At 65.0% G+C, this 18067-nt stretch carries 17 protein-coding genes; 11 read left to right on the forward strand and 6 right to left on the reverse strand.

Going from position 1 to position 18067, the window contains the following annotated elements; genetic code table 11:
* Window positions 1–192 precede the first annotated feature (192 nt).
* The 5 genes from HMI59_RS15120 to HMI59_RS15140 are packed head-to-tail and all read left to right on the forward strand — an operon-like array spanning window position 193 to window position 5880.
* The gene (locus HMI59_RS15120) at window positions 193–1377 is read left to right on the forward strand and encodes a 5-(carboxyamino)imidazole ribonucleotide synthase (RefSeq protein WP_082038921.1); all 1185 of its coding nucleotides are present in this window, start codon (window positions 193–195) and stop codon (window positions 1375–1377) included.
* Complete coding sequence (gene purE, locus HMI59_RS15125) at window positions 1374–1937, forward strand: 5-(carboxyamino)imidazole ribonucleotide mutase (RefSeq protein WP_021471489.1); 564 nt, start codon at window positions 1374–1376, stop codon at window positions 1935–1937. Before HMI59_RS15120 ends, purE begins: the two co-directional genes overlap by 4 nt.
* An 11-nt stretch (window positions 1938–1948) precedes the next feature.
* Window positions 1949–3619, forward strand: coding sequence for an LCP family protein (locus tag HMI59_RS15130; protein WP_370583506.1), 1671 nt, complete (start codon window positions 1949–1951; stop codon window positions 3617–3619).
* A gap of 45 nt (window positions 3620–3664) precedes the next feature.
* Window positions 3665–4915 carry a mannose-6-phosphate isomerase, class I gene (manA, locus tag HMI59_RS15135; RefSeq protein WP_193591755.1) on the forward strand — a complete coding sequence of 417 codons (1251 nt, stop codon included), beginning with the start codon at window positions 3665–3667 and terminating at the stop codon, window positions 4913–4915.
* Window positions 4916–4917: 2 nt separating this feature from the next.
* Entirely contained in the window at window positions 4918–5880 is a 963-nt protein-coding gene (locus tag HMI59_RS15140; protein WP_193591756.1) for a peptidoglycan bridge formation glycyltransferase FemA/FemB family protein, read from the forward strand.
* Between the two features lie 159 nt (window positions 5881–6039).
* Here the strand turns inward: HMI59_RS15140 and glpX are convergent, their stop codons facing one another.
* Window positions 6040–7062, reverse strand: a complete 1023-nt coding sequence (gene glpX, locus HMI59_RS15145) for a class II fructose-bisphosphatase (RefSeq protein WP_021471493.1) — start codon at window positions 7060–7062, stop codon at window positions 6040–6042.
* A gap of 200 nt (window positions 7063–7262) precedes the next feature.
* On the opposite strand from glpX, the gene HMI59_RS15150 reads away from it, so the two are divergent.
* The 3 genes from HMI59_RS15150 to HMI59_RS15160 all read left to right on the forward strand — a co-directional run bounded on the left by HMI59_RS15150 (window position 7263) and on the right by HMI59_RS15160 (window position 10131).
* Window positions 7263–7949: a DUF4245 domain-containing protein gene (locus HMI59_RS15150; protein ID WP_227471405.1), complete on the forward strand. Its 687-nt coding sequence runs from the start codon at window positions 7263–7265 to the stop codon at window positions 7947–7949.
* 52 nt (window positions 7950–8001) lie between these two features.
* Entirely contained in the window at window positions 8002–8616 is a 615-nt protein-coding gene (locus HMI59_RS15155; RefSeq protein WP_031216233.1) for a carbonic anhydrase, read from the forward strand.
* 87 nt (window positions 8617–8703) lie between these two features.
* Window positions 8704–10131 (forward strand): class II fumarate hydratase, encoded by a 1428-nt coding sequence (locus HMI59_RS15160; RefSeq protein ID WP_193591758.1) that lies wholly within the window; start codon window positions 8704–8706, stop codon window positions 10129–10131.
* Window positions 10132–10239: 108 nt separating this feature from the next.
* Here HMI59_RS15160 and HMI59_RS15165 read toward each other — a convergent pair whose 3' ends face one another.
* Window positions 10240–10785 (reverse strand): A24 family peptidase, encoded by a 546-nt coding sequence (locus HMI59_RS15165; RefSeq protein ID WP_193593781.1) that lies wholly within the window; start codon window positions 10783–10785, stop codon window positions 10240–10242.
* Between the two features lie 61 nt (window positions 10786–10846).
* Between HMI59_RS15165 and HMI59_RS15170 the strand changes: the two genes are divergently transcribed.
* Together HMI59_RS15170 and HMI59_RS15175 are read left to right on the forward strand one after the other, a co-directional pair.
* Entirely contained in the window at window positions 10847–11566 is a 720-nt protein-coding gene (locus HMI59_RS15170) for a hypothetical protein (protein ID WP_021471498.1), read from the forward strand.
* A gap of 35 nt (window positions 11567–11601) precedes the next feature.
* Window positions 11602–12246, forward strand: coding sequence for a GNAT family N-acetyltransferase (locus tag HMI59_RS15175; protein ID WP_166185157.1), 645 nt, complete (start codon window positions 11602–11604; stop codon window positions 12244–12246).
* A gap of 158 nt (window positions 12247–12404) precedes the next feature.
* Here HMI59_RS15175 and HMI59_RS15180 read toward each other — a convergent pair whose 3' ends face one another.
* Window positions 12405–13994 (reverse strand): PhoH family protein, encoded by a 1590-nt coding sequence (locus HMI59_RS15180; protein ID WP_370583507.1) that lies wholly within the window; start codon window positions 13992–13994, stop codon window positions 12405–12407.
* 74 nt (window positions 13995–14068) lie between these two features.
* Window positions 14069–14830 carry an isoprenyl transferase gene (locus HMI59_RS15185; RefSeq protein ID WP_021471501.1) on the reverse strand — a complete coding sequence of 254 codons (762 nt, stop codon included), beginning with the start codon at window positions 14828–14830 and terminating at the stop codon, window positions 14069–14071.
* Between the two features lie 191 nt (window positions 14831–15021).
* On the opposite strand from HMI59_RS15185, the gene HMI59_RS15190 reads away from it, so the two are divergent.
* A complete protein-coding gene (locus tag HMI59_RS15190; protein WP_021471502.1) occupies window positions 15022–15663 on the forward strand; it encodes a hemolysin III family protein in 642 nt (213 codons plus the stop codon).
* Here the strand turns inward: HMI59_RS15190 and HMI59_RS15195 are convergent.
* Together HMI59_RS15195 and HMI59_RS15200 are read right to left on the reverse strand one after the other, a co-directional pair.
* Window positions 15656–17809, reverse strand: a complete 2154-nt coding sequence (locus HMI59_RS15195) for a thioredoxin domain-containing protein (protein ID WP_193591760.1) — start codon at window positions 17807–17809, stop codon at window positions 15656–15658. The genes HMI59_RS15190 and HMI59_RS15195 overlap by 8 nt on opposite strands.
* The gene (locus HMI59_RS15200) at window positions 17787–18059 is read right to left on the reverse strand and encodes a hypothetical protein (RefSeq protein WP_021471504.1); all 273 of its coding nucleotides are present in this window, start codon (window positions 18057–18059) and stop codon (window positions 17787–17789) included. The genes HMI59_RS15195 and HMI59_RS15200 overlap by 23 nt, the downstream gene beginning before the upstream one ends.
* Between the last annotated feature and the right edge of the window lie 8 nt (window positions 18060–18067).

Genomic DNA, 18067 nt, shown 5'->3' on the forward strand with positions numbered 1-18067 from the left:
TTTTAGCGCCGATTTTTTCGCGTTGCCTTGGAGCAGCCTGTGCAGACGCTGTTTGACGGTACTTCCAGGGTCCCCCGCGGCCTTTAAAACACAGGTGGCTACGCTCCTGAACACAGTTGACTACGCTCCTGCAAACAGTTGACTACGCTGGGGAATCCGTGATCGAGCCGCTGGTTCGGTAGGCTGAACCTTGTGACTTTTCCTGTTATTGGCGTTGTTGGCGGAGGCCAACTCGCACGCATGATGGCCCCGCCCGCTACTGCACTGGGCTTTGAACTCCGCGTCCTGGCCGAAGGTGAGGACGTTTCAGCGGTAGCCGCCGTGGCCACAGCGCCTGTTGGCGATTACAAGGACCTGGACACCCTCCTCGAGTTTGCCAAGGGCGTGGATGTCCTGACCTTTGATCACGAACACGTTCCCACGGACCACTTGCACGCCCTGCTTGACGCCGGCGTGAACGTCCAACCCGGGCCGGAGTCACTGGTGAACGCCCAGGACAAACTGGTGATGCGTGCCGCGATCGACCGCCTCGGACTTCCCAACCCCGAGTGGGCTGCCGTGAACACGGTGGAGGAGCTGGTGGCGTTCGGAGACAAGATCGGCTGGCCGGTGGTCCTGAAGACACCCCGCGGCGGTTACGACGGCAAGGGCGTGCGCATCGTCGACTCCCCCGAGGATGCCGCAGACACCGCCAGCTGGTTCCAAGCCATGAGTCCCCTCCTTGCCGAAGCCAAGGTGGACTTCAGCCGCGAGCTCTCCGCCCTGGTTGCGCGGACACCCAGCGGCGAAGCCCGTGCGTGGCCAGTGGTGCACACAATCCAAGTGGACGGAGTGTGCGATGAAGTCATCGCCCCCGCCCAGAACATCTCAGTGGAAGTGGCTGCCGCAGCCGAGGATGCTGCCCTGCGCATCGCCACCGAGCTTGGCGTCACGGGCGTTATGGCGGCCGAACTCTTTGAAACCCCGGGAGTCGGTGCCGGCTTCCTCATCAACGAGCTCGCCATGCGCCCGCACAACACGGGTCACTGGACCCAGGACGGTTCCATCACGAGCCAATTCGAACAGCACTTGCGAGCGGTCCTGGACCTTCCGCTGGGTGCCACGGACGCCCTGGCACCCGTGGCCGTCATGAAGAACTTCCTGGGCGGGGAAAACCAGGATCTTTTTGCTGCCTTCCCCCTGGCCCTGGCCTTTGAACCGGCTGCCAAGGTGCACTGCTACGGCAAGTCCGTGCGCCCCGGCCGCAAGATCGGCCACGTCAACCTGTTGGGCACAACCGCCTCCGACGTGGATTCCGTCCGTGCCCGCGCAACGGCAGTCGCAAACACCATCCGGGACGGCCGCGTCCCGTCGGAATCCTCTGAGGAGAACGCATGACAAACCCCACAGTCGCTCCCTTGGTAGGCCTCGTGATGGGTTCGGATTCGGACTGGCCGGTCATGGAGGCCGCGGCCGATGCTTTGGCGGAGTTCGGCATTCCGTTCGAAGCAGACGTCGTTTCCGCCCACCGGATGCCCACGGAGATGATCCGGTACGGCCAGACTGCCCATGAGCGCGGACTTCGCGTCATCATCGCCGGCGCCGGCGGAGCGGCACACCTGCCGGGCATGCTGGCCTCAGTCACCCCCCTTCCCGTGATCGGTGTTCCTGTTCCCTTGAAGACCCTGGACGGCATGGACTCGTTGTTGTCCATCGTCCAGATGCCTGCCGGCGTTCCGGTGGCCACCGTCTCGATCGCCGGTGCCCGGAACGCAGGCTTGCTGGCCGTCCGGATGCTGGCATCAGGAACTGACGACCTCGCTGTCCGCCTCCGCGACGACCTCCTCACCTTCGCCCGGGAACTGAACGATACCGCCACCAGGAAGGGCGAAAACCTGCGGCAAAAAGTCAGCGAGGTCTTCGCTTCCGCAAACACTTCCGAGGGGAGCACCCGCTAGGAAGGCCGCGGATGACCACCATGAACCAGAACACCCGTCAGCCAGGCGGAGCCCTGACTGATCCCGTCAGATATCCGTCCGGGGCCAGCGCCCCGGTGCGGACCAAACGCGCGTTCGTGCTGGTCCTCCTCACCTTGTTCGTCCCCGGCAGCGCCCAGATCGTAGCCGGCGACCGGAAACTCGGCCGCCTTGCCCTGCGCGTAACCCTCGCAGTCTGGGCGGTAGCGATCCTGGCTTTACTGATCGCCGTCCTTAACCGCAGCCTCCTGCTGGGCATAGTCACGCACCCCGTCGGCTCCCTTGTGATCATCGTGGTGCTCATTGCCTTGGCCCTTGGCTGGGCCTTCCTGTTCCTCAACACCCTCCGGATCATCCGTCCGGTTTTGCTGGCCCCGGGCATGCGGCTCATCATCGCCGTCGTGCTGGTCGCTGCCACTGTCCTGGGGAGCGGTTCACTCGGCTACCTCGCCTACGTCCTGAATGTCAGCAGGAACGCGATCGGCAGCATCTTCAATGCCGGGCCCGCCATTGACCCGGTGGACGGACGCTACAACTTCCTCATGATGGGCGGCGACGCCGGAGATGACCGCACCGGCCGCCGTCCGGACAGCCTCTCCGTCATCAGCGTGGACGCCAAGACCGGCGAAAGCGCCATCATCTCGGTGCCCCGAAACCTCCAGAACGCGCAGTTCAGCGAAGATTCGCCGATGCGCAAGATCTACCCCGACGGGTACAACTGCGGCGACGAGTGCCTCATCAACGCCGTCAACACGGAAGTCACCAACAAATACCAGGACCTGTACCCCGGTGTGGCAGACCCCGGGGCCCAAGCCACCCTTGAGGCTGTGTCCGGAACACTTGGCATCACTGTCCAGGCCTATGTCCTGGTGGACATGGACGGTTTCGCCAAACTGATCGATGCCATGGGCGGCATCCGCATCAAGGCCGGCGGCTGGGTTCCCATCAGCGGTCCCGTCACCGACGAAGCCAACGGAATCCACGGCATGCCTGACGGTTGGATCCCGGCCGGCGACCAGCACCTGGATGGCTTCCACGCCCTGTGGTACGGACGGTCCCGCGAGTTCGTGGACGACTACGCCCGCATCGCCCGCCAGCAGTGCGTGCAGCAGGCCATGCTGAAGCAGTTGGATCCGGCAACCCTGCTGACCAAGTTCGAGGACATCGCCAACGCAGGAACCAAGGTGGTGGATTCGAACATCTCGTCCTCCCAGCTGGGCAGCTTCGTCGACCTCGCTCTGAAATCGAAGAACCAGCCGGTCAAACGCCTCACCATCGGCCCGCCGGACTTCGACGCCTCCTTCTCCACGGTGCCCGATTTCGACCTGATCCATTCAAGGGTCCAGCAACTGCTGACGCCTTCCAACGGGCCCAAGGCCAACGACTCCCTGGTGTCCAACACCGTGCAGGGAGCGGGCCCGATAGCCGCCTCCGGTCCGGTTCAACCGCAGCTCTCCCTCCAGCAACAGGCAGCCTTCCAGCCAGCGGCACTCAAGCCCGCCGGCCAGCAGCCCTCGCCGTCGTCGTCGGACTTCACTCCGGTCACCACCACCCCTGACGGCACCCCGATCACGGAGGAACTGCTCAACGGCCTCAAAGCGCAGGGTGACGAACAGGGTATCCGTAACCTCGTGGCCACCAATGGCCAGTGCGCCCCGCTCTAACCGCCCCTTTTCATCCCATTCCGAGCAACATAAGGACTTCTTTCCGTGTATCAGATTGAGAATGTTTTGCGGCCCTACGTGTGGGGTTCGACGACGGCGATCGCGGACTTGCTGGGGCGGCCCGCTTCGGGCGGTCCGGAAGCGGAGCTTTGGATCGGGGCCCATCCGGATTCGCCGTCCACCGCCATCCACCCCAACGGCGTGACGCAGTCCCTGGATGAATTGATCGCCTCGAACCCGCTGCACCATCTGGGCGCAGAGAGCCTGGCGGAGTTCGGCCCCCGGCTGCCCTTCCTGACCAAGGTCCTCGCAGCTGAGCAGCCGCTGTCGCTGCAGGTACACCCGAGCCTGGAGCAGGCGCGTGAGGGTTTCGCGCGGGAGAATGCTGCGGGGTTGCCCGCCGGTGCCGCCGAGCGGAACTACCGCGATGACAACCACAAGCCGGAGATGATCTTCGCCCTGACGCCATTCCGGGCCCTGTGCGGTTTCCGGTCCGCCGCAGCCGCGAAGAGCATCTTCGAACACCTTGCGACGATCCTGGATTCGGCAGCCATGGATGTCCCGGACACCATTACGGGCGTCATCGCCGATCTTGGCCAGCCTGACGAGTCGGCAGCGCTCCGGGCCGCTTTTACCCGGCTGATTGAAGGTGGACGCACGGTTTCCGGAGCCGTGGTCGCCGTGGAATCCGTGCTCCGCGCAGGTGCGCCGCGGGAACCTCACCAGGAAGCGCTGACCACCCTCCTGGACATCAACGACGCCTTCCCCGGCGATCCCGGCGTCCTCATTTCGCTGCTGCTGAACCTTGTGTCCTTGGAGCCGGGGCAGGCAATCTACCTCCCTGCCGGGAACATCCACGCCTATATCCGGGGCTTGGGCATTGAGGTCATGGCGTCCTCGGACAACGTGCTCCGCGGCGGGCTCACGCCAAAGCATGTGGATGTGGACGAACTGCTCAAGACCGTCCGCTTCGAGTCTTTGGGCGTGCCCAGGGTGTTGGCCGAGGGCACGGAATTCGGGCAGGAACTGTACCGTCCGCCGTTCAAGGAATTCCAGCTCCAACGGATCGAACTGGGTCCGGACGCAGCCCCGGTGCCGTTGGCACAAACCGGTCCCGCCGTCGTCGTGGTTGTTGCCGGAGCAGTGGTCCTCGACTCCCCCAAGAGCGATCTCCGCGTGCAGCGCGGTGGTGCCGCGTTCATCCCGGAGATTGAGAACCCGGTCAACGTACACCCTGTCCAGGGTGCCACGGGGACCAGCGTGGCCTTCGCCGTGACCACCGGACTGGGGAAATAAGCATGGACCATTTCCTGCAGACGCCCGCGTGGGCCGATGTCCAGCGTGCCCTCGGCCGCCGGGTCCACGAGAAATCGGGACCGGGCTGGAGCTTCCTCGCGATCGAGGAAAAAAACCCCGCCGGCAAGGTTCTCTACTCCCCCTACGGACCCGTGGCGGATTCCGTGGAAGCGTTCGACGCCGCCACGGCGGCTCTGGTGGCCCTGGCCAAGGAGGTCCATGCCGTCTTTGTGCGCATGGAGCCTGTCGCGGCAGGATTCACAGCGTCCGACGCCGGCCCCCTCCTGCGAGCCCGCGGGCTGCGGCCGGCGCCGGTCAACCAGCAGCCGGAGCTGAGCTGGGTGGTTGACCTTGAAGAGGACTTCAAGGATGTGCTGGCCGGGATGAAGCCGACCAACCGCAACCTTTACCGCAACATCCACAAGAAGGGTGTGACGTTCCGGACGTCGCAGGACCCCGCCGACATTTCCGTCCTCCTGCACTTCCTGCACCTCACCGCGGCCCGGAACGGGTTCAAACCGCAGAGTGATGGGTACCTGACCACCGTTGCGCAGTCGCTGCTTCCCTCCGGCGCGGGCATGTTGTTCATCGCCGAGCTTGAGGGCGAGCCGATCGCGGCGGCCTTCGCCTATGACTCCGCCGATACCCGCGTCTACGCCCATGCAGCCCTGGACGACGCCCACCGGAAGCTCAGCGCGGGCATCCCCTTGCTGGTCAACCTCATGGCCGATGCCAAGGAGAAGGGCCTCAAGCACGTGGACCTGTGGGGCGTGGCCCCGGAAGGCGAACCGGACCACAAGTGGGCGGGCTTCACGGCCTTCAAGAAGTCCTTCGGCGGACGCGAGGTGTCATACCCCGGCACCTGGGACCTCCCGGTCAACAAAGCCCGCTACGGCGCCTACCAACTGGCCAGGAAACTCCGTGACGCAGCAAAAACCCTCCGCAACAAACTCCCCCGCCCCTAATCACCCCAAAACGCGCCAAGGGTTAAGCGCGGCACCAAACGCACCGGGATAGCGAAAGGCGCCCCATCGCGTCAGCGGCATCAAATCGACGAGGAACGAGGAGATAGCCGCAGAGCGATGGGGCGCCTTTCGCGCCCAGGGCGCGATGAGCCGGGGGTACTAGGCCTTGCGCGCGTACGTCTCCCACTTGGACGCCAGGTGCTCTGCGTCCACGAAGCGCACGGTTCCGGACTTGGAGCGCATGACGATCGACTGGGTGACCACGCGGTCCTTGGTGTAGCGGACGCCGCGCAGGAGGTCGCCGTCGGTGATGCCGGTCGCTGCGAAGTAGCAGTTGTCCGAGGTGACGAGGTCGTTGGTGGACAGCACGCGGTCGAGGTCGTGGCCGGCGTCGATGGCCTTCTGCTTCTCGTCATCGGAGGTGGGCCAGAGACGGCCCTGGATCACGCCGCCCAAGGACTTGATGGCGCAGGCTGCAACGATGCCTTCGGGGGTGCCGCCGATGCCCATGAGGGCGTCGACGCCGGTGCCGGTACGGGCCGCGGCAATGGCGCCGGCTACGTCGCCGTCCATGATGAACTTGGTGCGCGCACCTGCTTCGCGGATTTCCTCCACGAGCGGGCGGTGGCGGTCGCGGTCAAGGATCATGACGTTGAGCTGGTTGACCTTGACGCCCTTTGCCTTGGCAATGAGGTGCAGGTTCTGCTTGACCGGGAGGCGGAGGTCCACCATGTCGGCGGCTTCGGGGCCTGTGACGAGCTTCTCCATGTAGAAGACGGCCGAGGGGTCGAACATCGATCCGCGCTCGGCAACCGCCAGGACTGCAAGGGCGTTGTTGATGCCAAGGGCGGTCAGGCGGGTTCCGTCGATGGGGTCGACGGCGACGTCGCATTCGGGGCCGGTGCCGTCGCCAACCTGCTCACCGTTGAACAGCATGGGGGCTTCGTCTTTTTCGCCTTCACCAATCACCACGACGCCGTTGAAGTGGACGGTGTGAAGGAACGAACGCATGGCATCCACGGCGGCGCCGTCTGCCTTGTTCTTGTCGCCGAAACCAACCCAGTGGCCACCGGCAATAGCCGCGGCCTCGGTGACACGGACGAGTTCCAGCGCGAGGTTGCGGTCGGGTTCGTCGGTGCCGACGGCGAGCGACGGCGAAATCGTGGAATACTGCTGGGTCATTGGTGCAGGAGACACTTGAACCTCTTCTTCGAGTGACGATTCACGGGGCCGGACACGGTTGCACTGGGGCTAACCCGGGGTCCCTACCAACGATCATAGTCGCCGGAGCGGCTTGGAGCCTCTGAATGACCACCGCCCGCAATACCCGCGGTGAGGTTCCCGGTTGTGTGTTAGGTGCGGCGATAAGGGACTATGGAAGTGTGAGTGAAACGCAGGACAAGCCCGCCGCCGGCAATGACCGGACCGCCCCGGAGCCCGATTCGACCAACGCCCCGGACGCCTCGGAAGCCCCGTACAAACCCGTCATTGCGGCGAAGGCGGCAAAACGCGCCAATGCTTCGGTCGTCGGCATGGTTATTGCCTTGGTCCTCTGCGTCCTCGCATTCCTTCCTGTGGTCTTGATGAATCCGGCCCCCAAGGGCGAGAACTTCCGGCCCGCCGTCGACGTCCCTGCGATCGCCCGGAACGCTGCGGATGTGGCCGGATTCACACCCGTAACTCCGGATACCGGTGACACATTCCGGCCCAACTACGCCCGTTGGGAAAGCGGCACGGGCACAGGCGTCCCCACGTGGGAAGTCGGCTACCTGACGCCGAAGGAAGCCTTCATCGGCCTGACCCAGACCCGGGAAGCGAACCCCACCTGGGTCCTCCAGCAGACCGGCAACCTGCCCGTGACGGGTACCCGGAACGCCGGCGGACAAGACTGGGAGCTTCGCGATTCCGGCAAGGAAAAGCGCAGCATGACCCTCGAGTACAAAGGCACCACCATCATCCTCAGCGGCACAGCGAACCTTGAGGAATTCGCGGCCCTGGCTGCCGCCGTCGTGAAGTCTGCAGACGAGGCTCCTGCGGCCGGTGCGCCGGCCACGACTCCGGCTCCCTGACGCCGGACGCAACACTTCGTGACCTAAGGGTCGGGCGCCGTAAAGTAATAAGGTGCCTACTTATTTGACTCCAGCCCTTGCCTGGCGCCGGCTGCGCGAGGGTAATGAACGCTTTGTTTCCGGCGAATCGCGCCACCCCAACCAGGATGCGGCCCGTCGTTCGTCGCTTCTTGAGGGCCAGAATCCTTTCGCGGTCATCTTTGGCTGCGCGGATTCGCGCCTCGCGGCAGAGATCATCTTCGACCTCGGACTGGGCGACGCCTTCGTGGTGCGGACAGCAGGCCAGGTGATCGATGACGCGGTTCTGGGTTCGCTCGAGTACAGCATCAGCGAACTCAAAGTTCCGCTGATCGCCATCCTGGGCCACGACAGCTGCGGGGCAGTCACCGCCACCAAGGGCGCCGTGGAAACCGGTGAGATGCCCCCGGGCTTCATCAGGGACCTCGTCGAACGCATTACCCCGTCGGTGCTCACGGCCAAGCGCAATGGCCAGGAAGAGGTCAACGACATGGTGGTGGAGCACGTCAAGCAGACCGCGCAGCGCCTCGCGGACAGCTCCCGTGTGATTTCCGACGCCATTGAAGAAGGCCGCGTTGCCGTCATCGGCCTTTCCTACAAGCTCGGCGAGGGCCAGGCGGCCCTTGTTTCCGCGATCGGCGACGTTTAAGGGCTGGTGCCCCGGCCTTCCAGCCGGGGCACGTAGCACTGACCTCCTGGTTTTCGATGGAGCCTGAAGTCGCCCTAAGCTAGCCCCATGACTTCCACCACTGAGTTCCGTATTGAACATGACACCATGGGCGAAGTTCGCGTCCCCGTGAACGCCCTGTACCGCGCCCAGACGCAGCGCGCCGTGGAGAACTTCCCGATTTCCGGCAAGACCCTGGAACGTGCGCACATTGAGGCCCTTGCCCGCGTCAAGAAGGCTGCTGCACTCGCGAACGCCGAACTGGGGGTGCTCGATGGCGAGCTCGCCGAGGCCATCGCTGCTGCAGCCGATGAGGTTGCCACCGGCAAGTACGACGGCGACTTCCCGATCGATGTTTTCCAGACCGGTTCGGGCACGTCGTCCAACATGAACACCAACGAGGTCATCGCCGAACTCGCTTCGCGTGCTCTCTCCGCTGCCGGCAGCGACAAGGTGGTCCACCCCAACGACCACGTCAATGCTTCCCAGTCCTCCAACGACGTCTTCCCGACCTCCGTGCACGTTGCCGCCACCTCCGCCCTGATGAACGACCTGATCCCGGCGTTGGAGTACCTGGCAGCATCGCTTGAGCGCAAGGCCGCTGAATTCAAGGACGTCGTCAAGTCCGGCCGTACGCACCTCATGGACGCCACCCCGGTCACGCTCGGCCAGGAGTTCGGCGGCTACGCTGCCCAGGTCCGCTACGGCATTGAGCGCATCAACGCCGCACTCCCCCGCGTTGCCGAGGTTCCCCTGGGCGGCACGGCCGTGGGCACCGGCATCAACACTCCGGCTGGCTTCCCGGAACGCGTCATTGAACTCCTCGCAGCCGACACGGGCCTGCCCCTCACCGAGGCACGCGACCACTTCGAAGCCCAGGCCAACCGCGACGGCCTCATCGAGGGCTCCAGCCAGCTGCGCAACATTGCGATCTCCTTCATGAAGATCAACAATGACCTCCGCTGGATGGGATCCGGCCCCAACACCGGCCTCGGCGAAATCGCGATTCCGGACCTGCAGCCGGGCTCCTCGATCATGCCGGGCAAGGTCAACCCGGTCATCTGCGAGGCGTCCATCATGGTGTGCGCCCAGGTCATCGGCAACGACACCGCCATTGCATGGTCCGGCACCAACGGCGCTTTCGAGCTCAACGTCGGCATCCCCGTCATGGCCGCCAACCTGCTTGAGTCCATCCGCCTGCTGGCCAACACCAGCCGCGTCATGGCCGACAAGATGATCGACGGCATCACCGCCAACGTCGAGCGCGCACGCTTCCTGGCCGAGGCCTCCCCCTCGATCGTGACCCCGCTGAACAAGTACATTGGTTACGAGAACGCCGCGAAGATCGCCAAGCTCGCCGTCAAGGACGGCTTGACCGTCCGCCAGGCCACGGAACAGCTTGGCTTCGTGGGTGAGGGCGAAGGCAAGGTCTCCGAGGCGGACCTGGACAACGCCCTGGATGTCACCACCATGACCGCCCCGGCGCACAAGGCATAGTCCCCGCCGCCTCCGGCGAGGCATGAGTGAGTACGACGACGGCCGGTTGCCTTCCGCACGGAAGGTAACCGGCCGTCGTCGTACTCTGTGGGCTCAAGCTCTGCGGGATCAAGCCGGCAAAACCACCATGACGGCGGCCGCGCCGGCCAGCATGAACGGACCGAACGGAATAGCGGAGCCAAGATTGGCCCGGCGCGCCACCAGGACTACCACTCCCCACAGTCCGCCCAGGAGGAACGCCGCGAACGTGCCCGCGAAGACGTGCCCCCATCCCAGGTACCCCAGGTACAGGCCGAGCACCCCTGCCAGCTTGACGTCCCCGAACCCCATGCCCGGCGGGTAGACGGTGCGCAGCAGGAAGTAGAACAGCCACAGAGCCGCACCTCCGGCAAGGACATTGAGGCCCGGCACGCCGAAGAGGGGTGCGCCGAGGTCCCTGTCCGCACCCCCTATGGCGGCGACTACCGCAGCGCCCGGAAGCAGAACCCCTGCCACTGCGTAGGAGGGAAAGACGATGCGGTTGGGCAGAAGGTGGCTTCGGATATCGATCACTGTCAGCCGCGCTGCCATGACCAGGAAGAACAGGCATGCCAGCAGCACCAGCCAGAATCCAAAAGGGCTGGCGGTCCAGAGCTCGGCAAGTCGTCGAATCACCATCGGATGCTACCGCGGATTGGGCCCGGGACCGGATTGCACCACTGGGTACACTGTGGATATGGGGTTCCGGAACCTGTGCCGCTCTTCACCGTGGAGATGGACAAGCCTGCGTTTCGAATACCTCGAACTGCCGGGAACGGGCGCTGCCATGGTCCGTGCCTGGTTGAGGCGTCCGGGGGCCCTGAGGCTGGAGAGCCCCGCCGGCAAGCTGCTCTACAGCACCACCGGCATCAACGACTCCAAGGATGAGTTCTACGTCAGCTCCACACGCCGTTCATGGCTCCTGCCTCCGCATCTGGTGACCCCTGTCTATGACGACGCCGGCCTGGTGCAGCGGCGGCCGGAAGCGGCCTACGGTGAACCGTCGTTCGGCAACGGCAGGCTGGCGGCGGCGCTGGACCCCGTGGAGTTGGCGGGCAATGCCCCCGTGCCCCTGGAGTTTCCCGAGTCCAACCCGGTCTCCTTTCCGGAGCCGCGCGAGGTGGACCATGAGGGCCGCCCGGCTTTGGAGGCCATTGTCACCCGCGGCCGGACATACCGCCCCTTGGACCCGGACCAGCCTTTGGCGCATCCGGGCCGCACGCTCATCCGCATCGATATCCAGACGGGCGTTTGCGTCGCGAGCCGGTCGCTCGACGGCGATTCGTCCGGAAAAGGTCATTGGCTCAAGATCCTGGGCGTTGACGAGTACATGCTGGACGACCTTTTCCTGGCCGAGTCCATGAACCTCACAGACGTCCGCCGGCACATCCCTTGGGACATCGGCCCTGCAGCCTGACCACGCCGAACGGGAAGCTTGGCTAGACTACGGCGATGACCTCGTTGGCAGACATCTGGCCCCCTTTCGCCCTTACCCTGGCCACGCCGCGGCTGACTTTGCGGCCAATTCTCGACGCCGACATCCCGGCTGCCGTCGCGGCCGCCCGTTCCGGCGTCCACCAGCCGGGCAAGAGCCCGTTCAGCACCCCGTGGGCGGAGCTACCGGAGGACGAGCTGGCACCGAACATGGCCCAGTGGTACTGGCGCTGCCGTGCCGGCTTCACCCGCGAATCATGGACGCTCCTGCTGGGCGTTTGGCAGGACGGTGAACTCCTCGGCGTCCAGGACCTTGGGGCCAGGAACTTCGCCGTCCTCAAAACGGTCAGCACCGGGTCCTGGCTCAAGCAAGCGGCTCAGGGCCGCGGCATCGGCAGGGAGATGCGCGCCGCCGTCGTGAGCTTCGCGTTCGATTACCTGGGCGCCGACGTCGCCGAATCCGAAGCTGCCGCCTGGAACAAACAGTCCCTGGGCGTCTCCACCAGTCTCGGCTACGAACCCAACGGTCTCTTCCGGGACTCCTGGGGCACCGAGGTAGAGGAAGTCCAAAGGGTCCGCCTCACCCCACCCACCTTCAAACGCCCCGACTGGCCCCTCAAAGTCCAAGGCCACGAAGGGCTGAAAACCTACTTGGGCCTCTGACGGCGAGCCCGAGCGCGACGGCGGGCTCCCGGAAAGGAGCGCATCGCGACGCATCGGCCCCCTAAGGTCGCTTAGCGACCGAAGGGGGCCTTATGCGTTGTGTCTAAGCGACGGCGGGAGGCCGCTGTCGCGCGGACCTAACCGTTGCGGCAGACACCCTAGATTTCTGCCCCTTCGAGCAAGTCCGTTACGAGCGCCGCGATCGGTGAACGCTCGGAGCGGGTGAGGGTGATGTGGCCGAACAGCGGATGGCCCTTGAACGTTTCGACGACGGCGGCCACGCCGTCGTGCCTCCCGACGCGGAGGTTGTCGCGCTGGGCAACGTCGTGCGTGAGGACAATCTTGGAGTTCTGCCCTATGCGGCTCATGACCGTCAGGAGCACGTTCTTCTCCAAGGACTGAGCCTCATCCACGATCACGAACGCGTCGTGCAGCGAGCGGCCACGGATGTGCGTGAGGGGAAGTACCTCGAGCATCCCGCGGTCCATGACTTCTTCGACGACCTCTTCGCTGACCAAGGCGCCGAGGGTGTCGAACACGGCCTGGGCCCACGGGTTCATCTTTTCCGACTCGGACCCGGGGAGGTAGCCCAGCTCCTGGCCGCCCACCGCGTAGAGCGGGCGGAAGACGACGACCTTGCGGTGCTCACGGCGTTCCAGGACTGCTTCCAGGCCGGCACACAGTGCCAAAGCGGACTTGCCCGTGCCGGCGCGTCCGCCGATCGATACGATGCCGACGGAGGGGTCCATGAGGAGGTCGATGGCGAGCCGCTGTTCGGCGGAGCGGCCGTGCAATCCGAAGACGTCGCGATCGCCCTTGACGAGCCGCACCTGCTTGTCGTGGCCAACCCTGCCGAGGGCCGAGCCACGGTTGGAGAGGAGCACCAGCCCGGTGTTGACGGGCAATTCCGCAGCCGCCGGGATGAAGACGGGTTCGTGGCCGTAGAGGGTGCTGATCTCCTGCTCGTTGGCCTCGATCTCGGCCATGCCGGTCCAGCCTGAGTCCTTGACCAGTTCGTTGCGGTACTCGTCAGCCTGGAGGCCCATGGCTGATGCCTTGACCCGCATCGGCAGGTCTTTGGAAACCACCGTGACGTTGCGTCCTTCATTGGCCAGGTTCTTGGCCACGGCCAGGATCCGGCTGTCGTTGTCGCCGCCGCGGAAGCCCGCGGGGAGCACCTCCGGGGAGATGTGGTTGAGTTCGACGCGCAGCATCCCGCCCTCCGAGCCTATGGGGATGGCGTGGTCCAAACCGCCGTGTTCGATCCGGAGGTCATCGAGGAGCCTCAATGCCTTACGGGCAAAGTACCCCAGCTCGGGATCGTGGCGTTTGCCTTCCAACTCGCTGATGACCACGATCGGAACGATCACCTCGTGCTCGGCGAAGCGCAGCAGGGCGTGCGGATCGGAGAGAAGCACGGAAGTGTCGATGACGTAGCTGTGGCCAGTGGGTGACGCGGCGCTTATTGTCCCTTTGGTGGCGCGCTTGGCGCGGGAGGTAGCTGCACTTTCCCCGTCGGAAACCATTGCGGGCAGTTGCTCTGAAATAGCCACATCGACTCCAGCCCCGGGCGTTTGCCCGGCCTTATGGTGAAAGCGGCTCGGCCGGAAGGCCGGGCGTGGCCTCCCCTGTAACTGGTGCGATGTTCCGCTCCATCTACTGGCCTCCCCGATCAGCGGGCGGTTTTGCCTGCTGATGGGAATAACGTAATCCCGCCCACAATCATTTCCGTGGTCCTCCCCCGGCAAGTCGCGGGTCGGGAGGATGAATTTTTCGTAAACCGGATGTCCCGGCTACCGAGGACCAAGCCTGCAGTGTGGTGCTAGGAACCGAAGCGCCGCTGGCGGCCTGCGTAATCGCGGAGGGCGCGCAGGAAGTCGACCTTGCGGAAGGCAGGCCACAGGGCTTCACAGAAGTAGAACTCGCTGTAGGCGCTCTGCCACATCAGGAAGCCGGAGAGCCGCTGTTCGCCCGAGGTCCGGATGACCAGGTCCGGGTCCGGCTGGCCACGGGTGTAAAGGAAGCGGGAGATGTCGTCCACCGACAGCTCGTCCGCCACGTCGGCCATGTTCCGGCCCTTGGCGACGGCGTCGTGCAAAAGTTCGCGGACGGCGTCGACGATTTCACGGCGGCCCCCGTAGCCCACAGCGACGTTGACGTGGATCTTCTCGTGGACAGGCGTCCTGGCTGTCAGCTTGTTGAGGCGTTCAGCGAGGTAATCGGGCAGGAGCTCCGGTGCGCCCATGGCATGGACGGAGATGTCGGCGTTTTCATCCAGCCGGTCCATGGTGTTGGCGATGATGCCCATCAGGAGGTCGAGTTCCTCCCCCGAGCGGTTCATGTTGTCGGTGGACAGCATGTAGAGGGTGACTACCTTGACTCCGAGTTCCTGGCACCAGCCAAGGAACTCGTGGATTTTGTCCGCGCCCGCTTGGTGGCCCTGGCTTGTTGGGGCGTTGAATTGCCTGGCCCATCTGCGGTTGCCGTCGACCATGACGCCTATGTGACGCGGAATTCTTTCATGGTCCAGGGATTTGAGGAGGCGGCGTTCATAGAAGCCATAGAGGAAACCGGGTAGTTCCACCGGACTCTCACCTGACTTCCTTGCTGTTTTCGATCAACCGCCTGTTTCGATCAACCGCCTGTTTTCGATCAACCGCGCACAGTCAAGGCTACCTGCCCGGACAGCCCGGCCAGTGCAGCCAGCACTCCGGAGTGAAGCCAAGGAGGGGTTACCAGCCAGTAACTTACCGAAGCGTAAGTTATGCTGGAAGGATGGTCGAACTGCTCAATGACAAGCCGCTGTGGCGCGGTTGGATCCACGCCGTAGCCACGCCTTTTGCCTTGGCCGCGGGAATCGTTTTGGTGGTACTGGCCCCTACCGTGGACCGCAAAATCACCTCCGGGATCTACGCCCTGACGGGGGTCCTCCTGTTCGGCGTGAGCGCGGTCTACCACCGCGGCAACTGGGCCCCGACTGCCAGGATGGTCCTCAAAAGGCTGGACCACACCAACATCATGCTGGTGATTGCCGGCAGCTACACGCCGCTCGCCTGGTCCCTGCTGGAACGCTCCCAAGCCGTAACGCTCCTGTGGATCATCTGGTCCGCCGCCATCGCAGGCGTCCTCTTCCGGGTCATCTGGACCCATGCCCCGAGGTGGCTTTACGTCCCTGTCTACATTGCACTCGGCTGCGGGGCCTTGTTCTACCTTCCGCAGTTCTTCACCGCGAATGCCGCAGCAGCGATTCTGATTTGCGTGGGCGGGGCTTTCTACATCGCCGGAGCAGTCTTCTACGGCCTCAAGAAGCCCAATTTCAGTGCCACCCACTTCGGTTTCCACGAGCTGTTCCACGCCTTCACGGTGTTTGGCTTCGCCTCCCACTTCATCGCGATCATGATTGCCGTGCTCAGCTAGTCATCGCCGCCAGCCGGACCTTCACCTCAGCCGCCGTTTGCAGGGGGCGCTCACACACCATGTCCCGGCAGAGATACACCCGGGGAGAGCCGTCTGCAGCCCCTGAACGGTGCTGCAACAAAGGCACCTCGACGCCGGCAGCCGGGGACCCGCCGTCGTCATCGGACTGCAGCGCCACCACCAAGCCCGGGCTTGGCGAGCCCAGCAGCGAGGCGTGCAGTTCCGCCCGTGCCGGTAAAGCAGGACCAACGACGGCGGCTTCCACCGGCCCGGCAAGTGCGGCTTGCGCCGTGGCCAGGAGCCACCCTGCCACGCGGGGTGCACGAACGGCCAGCGGTGGGAGCAACCCGAGGATGTTGCCTGCCATCAGCCGGTGGGCATGGGAGCCGGAGTACGCGGCGTAGCTCAGCAGCGCCCCTGCAAAGGCCGAAGCTCCGCTTGGGGCGGCGTTGTCGAACGGGTCCAAGGACGTTTGCTGCCCTTGGGCGTTGAAGACCTGGGCGGACTCCCCTGCCGAATCAGCCAGCTTCCCGTCCTCCTCAAAGCGGTCTGCCGCTGCCAGCACCAGGCTTTCGGCGAGCGCGTACCACCGCGTCCTTCCCGTGACTGCGTAGAGGGCGAAGAGTCCCTCGGCGCAGAAGGCGTAGTCCTCCAGCAAACCGCCGATCCCCCGGACCACGGATTCATGCGAAACCCTGGTGAGGAGCCGGTCCGGAGCGTTCCAGTGCACGCGCTCCAGATACGAGGCGATGTTTTCTGCCGCGTCCACGTAGTCCGTCCTGCCCATCACCGCGCCGGCTTCCGCCAGGGCCGCTACAGCCAAGCCATTCCAGCCTGCCACCACCTTGTTGTCGCGGGCGGGCTGATTCCGCTGATTCCGTGCTGCCAGGAGTGCCGGCCGGACGCGTTCCCACAAGGCCTGCTCCGCTTCGTCGAAGGCGCGTCCGGGATGCAGCGGCGAACCCAAACCGGACACCGTGCCCTCAGGGGACACGTTCATCAGGGCACCCACGGCGGCTGCATCCCCGGGGCCCAGGACCTCCCTCAAGGTGTCCGGCGTCCACAGGTACGCCGCGCCCTCGTGGTGCACGCCGTCAACCACCGTGTCGGCGTCCAACGACGACGCCAGCGCGCCACCTTCCAGTGCCAGGGAGTCGAGCATCCAGTCGGCGCAGCCGGTGGCAACCTCAGCGGCCTCCGCAGCGCCAATAGCCGGGTTCCCGCCCAGTCGCACCCAGTGGGTGTAGACGCGCAGGAGCTGGGCGTTGTCGTACAGCATCTTTTCAAAATGCGGCACGGACCAGTCCGCCGTCACCGAGTACCGGGCAAAACCGCCGTCGAGCTGGTCCCGCAGGGCGGACCGCGCCATGGCGGCCAATGCCCGGCCGGCCATGTCGCGGGCGGCTTCGGCGGTATCCGAGGGCATCGCGGCATGGCGGATCAGGAATTCAAGGACGGCCGACGGCGGGAATTTGGGGGCGGTGCCGAACCCGCCGGCGTCGGGGTCTTCCGACCTCGCCAACGCGCCGACAGCCTCGGACAGCAGCCCGGCGTCGAGCGTTTCGGGCGGGCCGTCCAGCCTCACGGCAGCACTCAGCTGGGCGCTGCGCATACTGGCGGCGAGCCCCCTGGCGTTCTGCTCGACGGCATCGCGACGCTCCACCCAGGCCTCATGGACGGCCTCCAGGACGTTCCTGAAGGAGGGCCTGCCGGGCAGCGGCACGGGCGGGAAGTATGTGCCGGCATGGAAGGCCAAACCATCCGGGGTGAGGAAGACCGACATCGGCCAGCCGCCCTCCCCGCTGATTGCCTGGGTGGCGGCCATGTACACCGAATCGACGTCGGGACGCTCTTCGCGGTCCACCTTGACCGGGACGAAGTGCGCGTTCAGGTAGTCGGCAGTTTCCTGGTCTTCGAACGACTCGTGGGCCATGACATGGCACCAGTGGCAGGCCGCATATCCGATGGAAAGGAAGACGGGAACATCCCGGGAAGCGGCCAAGGCGAAGGCTTCATCACCAAAGGGACGCCAAAACACCGGATTGCCGGCATGCTGGCGCAGATAGGCAGAGGGTTCGGTGCCCAGCGCGTTGGATGCGCCGGGCCATGGTGCTTCCGGGCGGTCAGCGTGACCCGGGAGCGTCATTGCCGTTCTCGTCGCTCGAAGGTCCTGCCTCCGCGGCCAAGCGGGCCTCTTCGACCTGTGCCCGATAACGCACGCGGCGGATCCGGCGGACCATGTCCACGATCAGGAAGGTGGTGAGGATGACGATGAATGCCGTGAGGACGAAACCCCACGTTCCCGGCGTCACCTGGTCCTCGGACAGGCCCGGGCGCAGCGTGCCGGTGGGATCGGGCGACGGGCTGACGGTCAGGGCGAGGAGCAAGTGGTGCACGTTCAAAC

Source organism: Paenarthrobacter sp. YJN-5 (genome assembly GCF_015040095.1).
Taxonomy (GTDB): Bacteria; Actinomycetota; Actinomycetes; order Actinomycetales; family Micrococcaceae; genus Arthrobacter; species Arthrobacter ureafaciens.

What these genes read in the sequence shown, in the direction of transcription:
- HMI59_RS15160 (WP_193591758.1), top strand. Translation starts at nt 8,704, where the DNA reads ATGACTTCCACCACTGAGTTCCGTATTGAACATGACACCATGGGCGAA.
- HMI59_RS15175 (WP_166185157.1), top strand. Translation starts at nt 11,602, where the DNA reads ATGACCTCGTTGGCAGACATCTGGCCCCCTTTCGCCCTTACCCTGGCC.
- glpX (WP_021471493.1), bottom strand. Translation starts at nt 7,062, where the DNA reads ATGACCCAGCAGTATTCCACGATTTCGCCGTCGCTCGCCGTCGGCACC.
- HMI59_RS15140 (WP_193591756.1), top strand. Translation starts at nt 4,918, where the DNA reads ATGGACCATTTCCTGCAGACGCCCGCGTGGGCCGATGTCCAGCGTGCC.
- HMI59_RS15190 (WP_021471502.1), top strand. Translation starts at nt 15,022, where the DNA reads ATGGTCGAACTGCTCAATGACAAGCCGCTGTGGCGCGGTTGGATCCAC.
- HMI59_RS15195 (WP_193591760.1), bottom strand. Translation starts at nt 17,809, where the DNA reads ATGACGCTCCCGGGTCACGCTGACCGCCCGGAAGCACCATGGCCCGGC.
- purE (WP_021471489.1), top strand. Translation starts at nt 1,374, where the DNA reads ATGACAAACCCCACAGTCGCTCCCTTGGTAGGCCTCGTGATGGGTTCG.
- HMI59_RS15170 (WP_021471498.1), top strand. Translation starts at nt 10,847, where the DNA reads ATGGGGTTCCGGAACCTGTGCCGCTCTTCACCGTGGAGATGGACAAGC.
- HMI59_RS15130 (WP_370583506.1), top strand. Translation starts at nt 1,949, where the DNA reads ATGACCACCATGAACCAGAACACCCGTCAGCCAGGCGGAGCCCTGACT.